Origin of the sequence: Gordonia sp. (in: high G+C Gram-positive bacteria) (assembly GCF_012515855.1) — a bacterium.
Classification (GTDB): Bacteria; Actinomycetota; Actinomycetes; order Mycobacteriales; family Mycobacteriaceae; genus Gordonia.
The window spans coordinates 1-7,799 of record NZ_JAAYXO010000144.1 but is presented as its reverse complement, the minus strand read 5'-3'; the positions used below and the strand labels follow the sequence as shown (position 1 = coordinate 7,799).

Genomic DNA, 7,799 nt, shown 5'->3' with positions numbered 1-7,799 from the left:
TGGAATTTCGTCGGGGTCCCCGACCTCACGACCATCGGCAAGCGCACCGTGTTCGTGGAGTGGCTCGACTACCCCGACGGCGCCCTGAATCCGCAGTTCGTCGCCGAACTGCGCGCGGCGGGTGTCAAGGAAGACGACGAGGTGCTGTTCCTGTGCCGTTCGGGGCATCGATCGATGGGTGCTGCGGAGGCCGCCACCGCGGCCGGTTACGGACAGGCGTACAACATTCTTGACGGGTTCGAAGGCCCGCTCGACGCCGAGGGGCACCGCGGCGGTGCAGGGTGGAGGGCAGCGCTGCTGCCCTGGCAGCAGGCGTAAGGAGAAGAATCGTGAGCGGATCACTACCGGACTGGGTGTCGCCCGAGACCATCGCCGTCCGCGGCGGAATGCTGCGCTCCGGATTCTTCGAGACGTCCGAGGCGCTGTACCTGAACAGCGGATACGTCTACGAGTCGGCCGAGGCCGCCGAACGGGCGTTCACCGGTGAGGACCAGCGATTCGTCTACACCCGCTACGGAAATCCGACCGTCGCGATGTTCCAGGAACGTCTTCGCCAGATCGAAGGCACCGAAGCGTGCTTCGCGACGGCGAGCGGCATGGCCGCGGTCTTCGTCGCGCTCGGCGCGCTGCTCAAGAAGGGCAGCCGCCTGGTCGCCGCCCGCAGCCTCTTCGGGTCGTGCTTCGTGATCTGCAATGAGATCCTCCCCTCGTGGGGCGTCGAGACGGTCTTCGTCGACGGCGAGGACCTCGCCCAGTGGGAGCGTGCGCTCTCGGAGCCGACCGACGCGGTGTTCTTCGAGACGCCGTCGAACCCGATGCAGACGCTCGTCGACGTCCGCAAGGTCTCGGAGATGGCGCACGCCGCGGGCGCGCAGGTGGTCCTGGACAACGTGTTCGCGACGCCGCTGCTGCAGCGCGGTCCCGAGATGGGCGCCGACGTCATCGTCTACTCCGGAACCAAGCACATCGACGGCCAGGGACGGGTGATGGGCGGTGCGGTGCTCGGTACCGCCGAGTTCATCGACGGGCCTGTCCGCAACCTGATGCGGCACGTTGGCCCGGCGCTGAGTCCGTTCAACGCCTGGGTGATGCTCAAGGGGCTGGAAACCATGAAGATTCGGCTCGACCAGTCGGTGGCCACCGCGCTGCGCGTCGCCGAGTTCCTGGACGCCGACCCGCGGGTGGCCAAGGCGATCTACCCGTTCCTGGCCTCGCACCCGCAACATGATCTCGCGAAATCGCAGATGTCGGGCGGCGGCACGGTGATCACCTTCGAGTTGGCCGACGTGCCCGGCAAGTCGGGCAAGGAGACGGCGTTCGCGCTGCTCAACGGTCTGCAGGTGATCGACATCTCGAACAACCTGGGTGATGCGAAGAGCCTGATCACCCATCCGGCGACCACCACGCACCGCGCGATGGGCCCCGATGGTCGTGCGGCGATCGGTCTGACCGATTCGATGGTCCGACTGTCGATCGGGCTGGAGAACGCCGACGATCTGATCAGGGATCTCAGCGGGGCGTTGGACGCGCTGTAGGCTTCGCCGCGCCCAAGGCCGTCAAGACCGTCTGGAACTTGGCGGTGGTCTCGGCGACCTCGGCATCGGGGTCGGAACCGGCGACGATGCCGCCGCCGGCCCAGGCGCGGATCCGGGCCCTGTCGGTGTCCGACGCACGGGGGTCCAACTCCAGGCAGCGGATCGAGACCACCCACTCGCCGTCGCCCGCGGCGTCGCACCAGCCGACGGCGCCCGCGTAGAAGTCGCGGTCGCCCTCGATCTCGCCGATCAGCTCGGCGGCTGCGCGCGTCGGCGTACCGCAGACCGCGGGGGTGGGCGAGAGCAGGGCGGCCAAGTCGAGCGAGGTCATCGACGGATCGGCGAGTCGGCCGGTGATGGGCGTCGCCAGATGCCACACGTGACGCGTCGAGATGGTGGTCGGACGATCGGGGACGTCGATTTCGGTGCACAGCGGCGCCAACAGTTCGCGCAGGTAGTCGACGACGTACGCGTGTTCGCGGAGGTCCTTGTCCGAGCGCTGGAGCTGCTCGGAGGCGTCGGGGACCAGTCTGCCGTCGGCGTCGAATCGTGGCGCGGAACCCGCGTACGGGACGCAGTGCACCGTCGCGCCGCGCTTGCGGAGAAGGAGCTCGGGGCTGGCACCGATGAGCCACTTGCCGTCGTAGCCGGGGGCGGCGCGCAGATCGGCGGCGAACACCGTCGAATCGCCTGCGGTCGCGGTGAACCGCTGGACCATCGCCTCCGCACCCACCGGTTCGGACAGTTCCGCCTCCAGGCTCCGTGCGACGACCACCTTCTGCACCCGGCCGGCGTCGATGGCCTCGATGGCAGCCACCACCCGCGCCCGATGTACAGCGTCCGGGGTCACCGACAGCGTCTCGACCACCGGGTCTGGCTCGGTGTGAACGTTGTCGTCGACGGGCGCGAAGTCGACGCGTTCGGGCGCGATCAGCGACGTGATGCCGGAGGTGTCGAAGCCGATCGCGCCGCCGACGAACTCTGCTCGGCCGGTGCGGAGCGCAGCCGCGGCGTCATGCACCGACGCATATGCGGCGCGGACACCGAATCCGCGGGCGTTGAGTTCGGTGTTCGACAGCACAAACGAGAGACCGGAAGACACCTGGTCAGGGTACCCGTGAACGGTTAGACCGACTTGCTGGCTGTGACACGATCCTCATTGATGAGCTGCTGCAACAGGTCGCGCGCCACCGTGCCCGCGGCGGTCGAGTCGGCTGCGCTGTCAACACCGGACAGGTTGAGGCATTTGCGGTCGTCGACTTTCGACGATGCGTACATCCACCGTTCGGTGTGGTTCGTCGAGGAGTCGTCCTTGTTGCGAGTGGCCCAGTCGTCGGTGGTCGTGGTCGTGGTGCAGGCGCCGGTGAACATGACCACGATGTGCATCGGGCTGCCCGACCCGGACTTGTCGAGGGTCCGCAGGTTGTCGGACAGCTGCGAGAGGACACGTTCCTCGTCGTCCTGGTGGATGCGGATCAGCGTCTCGTTCTTCTCGGAGTCGGTGGCCGCGGACCATCCGACGGGGAGTCGCACGTTGACGGAGACGCCGTCTGCCAACTCGAACGTCGCGACCACCTCCTCGGGTTCCGACGACTTCCACGGTGCGATGATCACGACGGTCAGCACCGCGGCGATGGCGAGCACCAGCGCCAGCAGACCGAAGATCAGCGGCTTGCGGCTCTTGGTCGGCGGCGGAAACGGCTGGCCGAACTGGGGTTGACCGAAGGGGCCGGCGGGACCGAACTGTCCCTGCGGAAACGGGGCCTGCTGGAACGGGCCCGGCTGGGGCTGTCTCGGCTGGAAGGACGGGTTCGGCTGGAAGGACGGGTTCGGTTGGAAGGGCGGAGCAGCCGGTGGCTGCCCGTAGGGCGCCTGCTGCTGCGGGGCCTGCTGTGCGCCCCCGAACTGCCCGCCCCCGAATTGGGGGACGCCGATCTGCGTCTCGCCGAACTGCCCGGGAGCCCCGTGCGGGGCGTGAGGATCGGATGGATGGGTCACCTGGAGTCCTTTCCTCGGGTGCTGTGCTCCACGCTAACCCGTGGTCGACGCCCCGTTGCACCCGCCGTGCGTCAAATGCTTCCGATGAATGACGTCGTCGGGCACCGTCGAAGGCATGACTTCGACAACTCCGATCAGGCGGTCCACCGCTCGCGATCGTGTCCGGCACTGCACCGCTGGGTCGTCGGCGACTGCGGGCATGCCGCGCGACGACGCGCACGATCGTCTGCGACGGAGCGTCGGCGGCCGGATCGACGACGTCGTCGTCTTGGCCAGGAGAACGGCCGAGTTGGCGTCTCTGCTTCCGCAGATCGCGCCCGGTGAGGTGGTCGTTCTCGAGGCGGGCGGTCGTTCCCGGGCGGTGACCGCCGACGCGCGGTCGGTGGTCGCGACGCGTTCGATCGACGAGACGATCACCCTCCTCGAAGCCGAACTGGTTCGTGCACCCGCAGCACTGGTGGTCGTGGAAGCGGTGTCCGCGGCGACCGGTGAGGTACTGCCGATCGGGCGGCTGGCGGCGGCCGCACATCGGCATGACGCCCGGATCCTGGTGGACGCAGCGCGACTGCTTCCGCACCGCGCCGTCTCGCTCACGTCGTGGGGGATCGATTACGCGCTCATCTCGAGTCGCGTGCTCGACGTGCCGTTCGACGTGACCGCCTTGATCGGGCGCGCAGACTGGCTGGCGGCGTCAGACCGTGCGACGCCGACGACGCCCACAGCGGTCGCCGTCGACGCCTTCGCGTCGGCGGTGGATCAGCTGGCGACCATCGGCTTCGAACAACTCGGCTACCGCGAGTACGCGTTGCATAAGCGCCTCGATGCCGGCTTGGGCCGGCTGCCGGGCGTGCGATCGCTCAGTGCTTTCGACGACCCGCTGGACCGGGTGGGGATGGTGGCCTTGGCCGTGGACGGTCGGGAAGCCGACGACGTGGTCCGACAGCTCACGGTGCGGCACGGCATCGCCGGGTGCGACAGCGGGCCGGTGACGCCGGGGCGCACCGGACGCGCGGTGCGCCTTCAGGTCGGTCTCGGAACCACGTTCGACGACGTCGACCGTCTGCTGCGCGCGCTCGGGGGATCGGCGGTCGCCGCGGCCTGAGCCCGAAGCGCTCGAACAGGCGGGTTACGCCTGGTCGGCCTCGGGGCGGGCAGCCTTGGCCGGGCCAGGCGCCGAACCGGGCAGGGCTGTACCGGGTAGCGGCGGGATCGGCGGCAGGTCCGGCAGCGGGGTGCTGTCGAGGCCGGGCGCGGTGACCATTGCGGCTGCGGCCTGCTCCAGCGCGACGACGCGTGGCTCCACCTCGGCGAGAGCCGCAGGCTTCGAGTTCCGCGGCAGCGACCAGATGGCGACCAGCTGATTGTCGATGGCGGTGGCGTCGAGCATCAGTCCGGCGCGCGTCTCCAGATCGGTGACGCCTGCTTTTCCGATGGTGCTGTCGAGCGATGAGACCACCGCGCCGATCCGTCGGTGCAGCCGCGCTTCGGGGTCGTGGCCGAGTGCCCACTGCTGGGGTACGGGAACGTCGACACCGGGAATGGTCGCGCTCTGATTCTGCGTCCGCCGCGACGACGTCGCCAGGATCACGCCGCCGACTACGATGCCCACGAGCCCGATGGCAGCGAACACGATGGCCAGGATGATGATGATGGACAACGTCAACCTCCTTGTGAGAAGTAGATTGCGACCGCGATGAGCGCGATCACCAGTATCACCGTGACCACCAGCGAGACGATCTTGACCTTGCTCCACGGTCGCTCGCCCTGCACCTCGCCGGTGAGCCCGTTGACCAGGACCTGGAACGGACGTCCGTCGAAGTTGACGGTCAACAGCCACAGCGGCAGCAGCACGTACATGAACTGAAGCAGAGCGAACGTGGTTTGCTTGTTGCCGATCTGCTGGTGGTCGCCGCCGATGTCGCGTCGGATCGATGAATCGATGAGGTTGTTGATCCGCGGCTTCGCCGCCCCTTCGAACACCTCGAGCGGATCGCGGTCGTAGGTCCGGGACAGGTGCCCGGCCACGAACTCCGGCTGATACGGCGTCGCGGATTGGATGGGCCACGGTTCCAATTCGCGTACCTGCCCCGCATCGAGGCCGGTGTTCGCGGCCTCGGGCAGGTCGCGGACCTGGTTGTGCACCACGCCGCTCACCGACCGCCAGTTGGTCCGTCGCTCGCGGTGCTGATTGTCGCCGGACCCGACGGTCACCCAGTAGTCGTCGCCGCGACGACCGGTGTAGTGGGTGACGGTGTTGGCGTCGTAGGTGAAGTACGACATGTACACGCTGGTGAAGGAGCCGAGTGTCCGATACTTCTTGAACTCGGTGGGCGCGAACCAGCGGCCGTTGATCCACTGCTGAATGCTGCTTCGCGCCGCGTCCTCCGGCACCTGCAGCGGCAGAATCCCGTCGACGGCGAGGCGCTCCGGCGAATCCTGGATGTCCGTGCGCTGAATCGGGGTGGCGCAGTACGGGCACCGGGTGGCGGTGAGCGTGCCGTTGAAGATCGTCCGACCGCCGCACGACTGGCAGATCACCTCGTGCTCGTTGCCGGTCTGGCCGGCCGGCGCCGCCAGTGCCCGCAGTTGGCTGACCGTCGTCTGCAGCGGATGGCGAGTGAGGGTCGCCGTCGGATCGAGGGTGATCGAGTACGACGTCGAGCACGACGGGCACGTCAGATTCTGGTGCGCGGGGTCGAACACCAGCGATGCGCCGCACGACCCGCACGGGTAGGTGCGGGTCTGCTCGGTCACATGCTGCACTTCGCGGTCCGACGCGGTCGGCGCCCCCGTCGGTGCGGGCTGAGCGGCCGGCGGCAGCGGCGGGGCTGCTCGGTGGGGTGCGTTAGGCAGCGGTGGAGGCACGGGCGGCACCGGGGGTCGGTGCTCGTCGGGTGGCTGTGTCACGAGGTTCTCCGCTGGGATCGACGGGAATACGGACTGACGGATTGCGAGACTATTGCGCCGTGGGCGGAGGCGTCGGCGGTGCCTGCGGTGGCAGCGGCGGAGGAGTCGGCGCGAACAGCGACGACAGTGCGGGCACCTGGCCGGCAGGCGTCCATCCGGTCAACGACGGCGCCCAGACCAGGGTGGTCGCGGTGATGGCGCCGCGGAGCTGGTCGACGGTGAAGGGCCCGGCAGCGGCGCCGTTCTGCTCGATGTGAAAACTGACCGCTGCGGGGACCGGCGGCGGCGTCTGCGCCGGGGCATTGCCCGCCTGACCGAACTGATTGGCCATCTGACTGGCCATCGCCATGCCCATGCCCGCGCCCATCAGGTCGCCCATCGCTGAGCCTCCGGGATTCTGCGCCGCGCCCAGCATGGCGTCAGCTGCCCGTCCCTGCTGGAAGCGCTGCATGTCGCCGACGTTGTTGGTGAACCCGCGCTCTTCGACGCCGCGTGCCACGCCGCGTGTCATGGCGGCGGTGATCTCGTCGGGCAGTGAGATGTTCATTTCGATCGACTCGACCGACAGGCCGAACTCGTCGTCGATGCGGGTCTGCACGTACCCGCGCAACTGTTCGCTGAGCTGAACCTGCTTGCCCTGGAGATCGATCGCGCCGACACCGGTCTCCAGGATCATGTCCGAGAAGGCGGTTGCGATCACTCGGCGCAACAGCTCGGCGAGTTCCTCCGAGCCGACCCGACTGTCGGTGCCGATCACCTCGCGCAGGAAGATCTCCGGATCGGCGATGCGGATGACGCACAGACCGTTGGCGCGGACCTGGACCATGCCGAAGTCGGGGTCGCGAAGCGTGATCGGGTTCGGCGTTCCCCACCGCAGGTCGGTGACCGGCCGACGATTGATGAAGTAGACCTCGCTGCGGAATGGGCTGTTGAACCCGTGCTTCCAGCCCTGGATCGTACTCATGATCGGCAGGCTCTCGGTGGTCAGCTGGTAGTGACCTGGGCCGAACTGGTCGGCCAACTGGCCGCGGTACACGAACACCGCCTGCTGCCCTTCGCGGACGATCAGCTCCGCGCCGTTCTTGATCTCGTTGTTGTAGCGCGGGAACCGCCAAGCGAGCGTCGATCGCGAGTCGTCGATCCATTCGATGATGTCGACGAGCTCGCCGCGCATCTTGCCGATGATTCCCATGGAGCCATCCCCTACGTCGTCGAGCCGCAGGCGGCTCGGTCCTGTTCGTGTCCTCCATTACAGCGTACGAGTCGGACACCTTCGGTCGGACGGTCGACATTCAAGGGCGCAAAGCGATCTCGCCCGCTGCCGGAGCGGCAGCGGGCGAGAACAGCGGCTATACGCGG

8 protein-coding genes are annotated in these 7,799 nt (G+C 68.1%); 3 read left to right on the top strand and 5 right to left on the bottom strand.

From position 1 onward, the window contains the following. Both GX543_RS10895 and GX543_RS10890 read left to right on the top strand, forming a co-directional pair. A partial coding sequence (locus GX543_RS10895) for a rhodanese-like domain-containing protein (protein ID WP_290851924.1) occupies positions 1-318 on the top strand: 318 nt, incomplete at its 5' end. Between the two features lie 11 nt (positions 319-329). Next, positions 330-1,535, top strand: coding sequence for an O-succinylhomoserine sulfhydrylase (locus tag GX543_RS10890; RefSeq protein WP_290851923.1), 1,206 nt, complete (start codon positions 330-332; stop codon positions 1,533-1,535). Here the strand turns inward: GX543_RS10890 and GX543_RS10885 are convergent. Both GX543_RS10885 and GX543_RS10880 read right to left on the bottom strand, forming a co-directional pair. Beyond that, positions 1,510-2,637 (bottom strand): isochorismate synthase MenF, encoded by a 1,128-nt coding sequence (locus GX543_RS10885; RefSeq protein WP_290851922.1) that lies wholly within the window; start codon positions 2,635-2,637, stop codon positions 1,510-1,512. The genes GX543_RS10890 and GX543_RS10885 overlap by 26 nt on opposite strands. A 23-nt stretch (positions 2,638-2,660) precedes the next feature. Further along, entirely contained in the window at positions 2,661-3,533 is an 873-nt protein-coding gene (locus tag GX543_RS10880) for a hypothetical protein (protein ID WP_290851920.1), read from the bottom strand. A 115-nt stretch (positions 3,534-3,648) separates the two neighbouring features. Here GX543_RS10880 and GX543_RS10875 point away from each other — a divergent pair, with 115 nt between their 5' ends. Continuing rightward, a complete protein-coding gene (locus GX543_RS10875; protein WP_290851918.1) occupies positions 3,649-4,635 on the top strand; it encodes an aminotransferase class V-fold PLP-dependent enzyme in 987 nt (328 codons plus the stop codon). Between the two features lie 24 nt (positions 4,636-4,659). Here the strand turns inward: GX543_RS10875 and GX543_RS10870 are convergent, their stop codons facing one another. From GX543_RS10870 to GX543_RS10860, 3 genes are read right to left on the bottom strand one after another with little or no spacing between them, the layout of a single operon-like run. Continuing rightward, positions 4,660-5,190, bottom strand: coding sequence for a hypothetical protein (locus tag GX543_RS10870; RefSeq protein ID WP_290851917.1), 531 nt, complete (start codon positions 5,188-5,190; stop codon positions 4,660-4,662). 2 nt (positions 5,191-5,192) lie between these two features. After that, positions 5,193-6,440: a hypothetical protein gene (locus GX543_RS10865; RefSeq protein ID WP_290851915.1), complete on the bottom strand. Its 1,248-nt coding sequence runs from the start codon at positions 6,438-6,440 to the stop codon at positions 5,193-5,195. 49 nt (positions 6,441-6,489) lie between these two features. Then, the gene (locus tag GX543_RS10860; RefSeq protein ID WP_290851913.1) at positions 6,490-7,632 is read right to left on the bottom strand and encodes an SPFH domain-containing protein; all 1,143 of its coding nucleotides are present in this window, start codon (positions 7,630-7,632) and stop codon (positions 6,490-6,492) included. Positions 7,633-7,799 lie beyond the last annotated feature (167 nt).

Bases quoted from the DNA above. Each gene is read 5' to 3' on its own strand.
- GX543_RS10875 (WP_290851918.1), top strand. From the start codon at position 3,649: ATGACTTCGACAACTCCGATCAGGCGGTCCACCGCTCGCGATCGTGTC.
- GX543_RS10860 (WP_290851913.1), bottom strand. From the start codon at position 7,632: ATGGGAATCATCGGCAAGATGCGCGGCGAGCTCGTCGACATCATCGAA.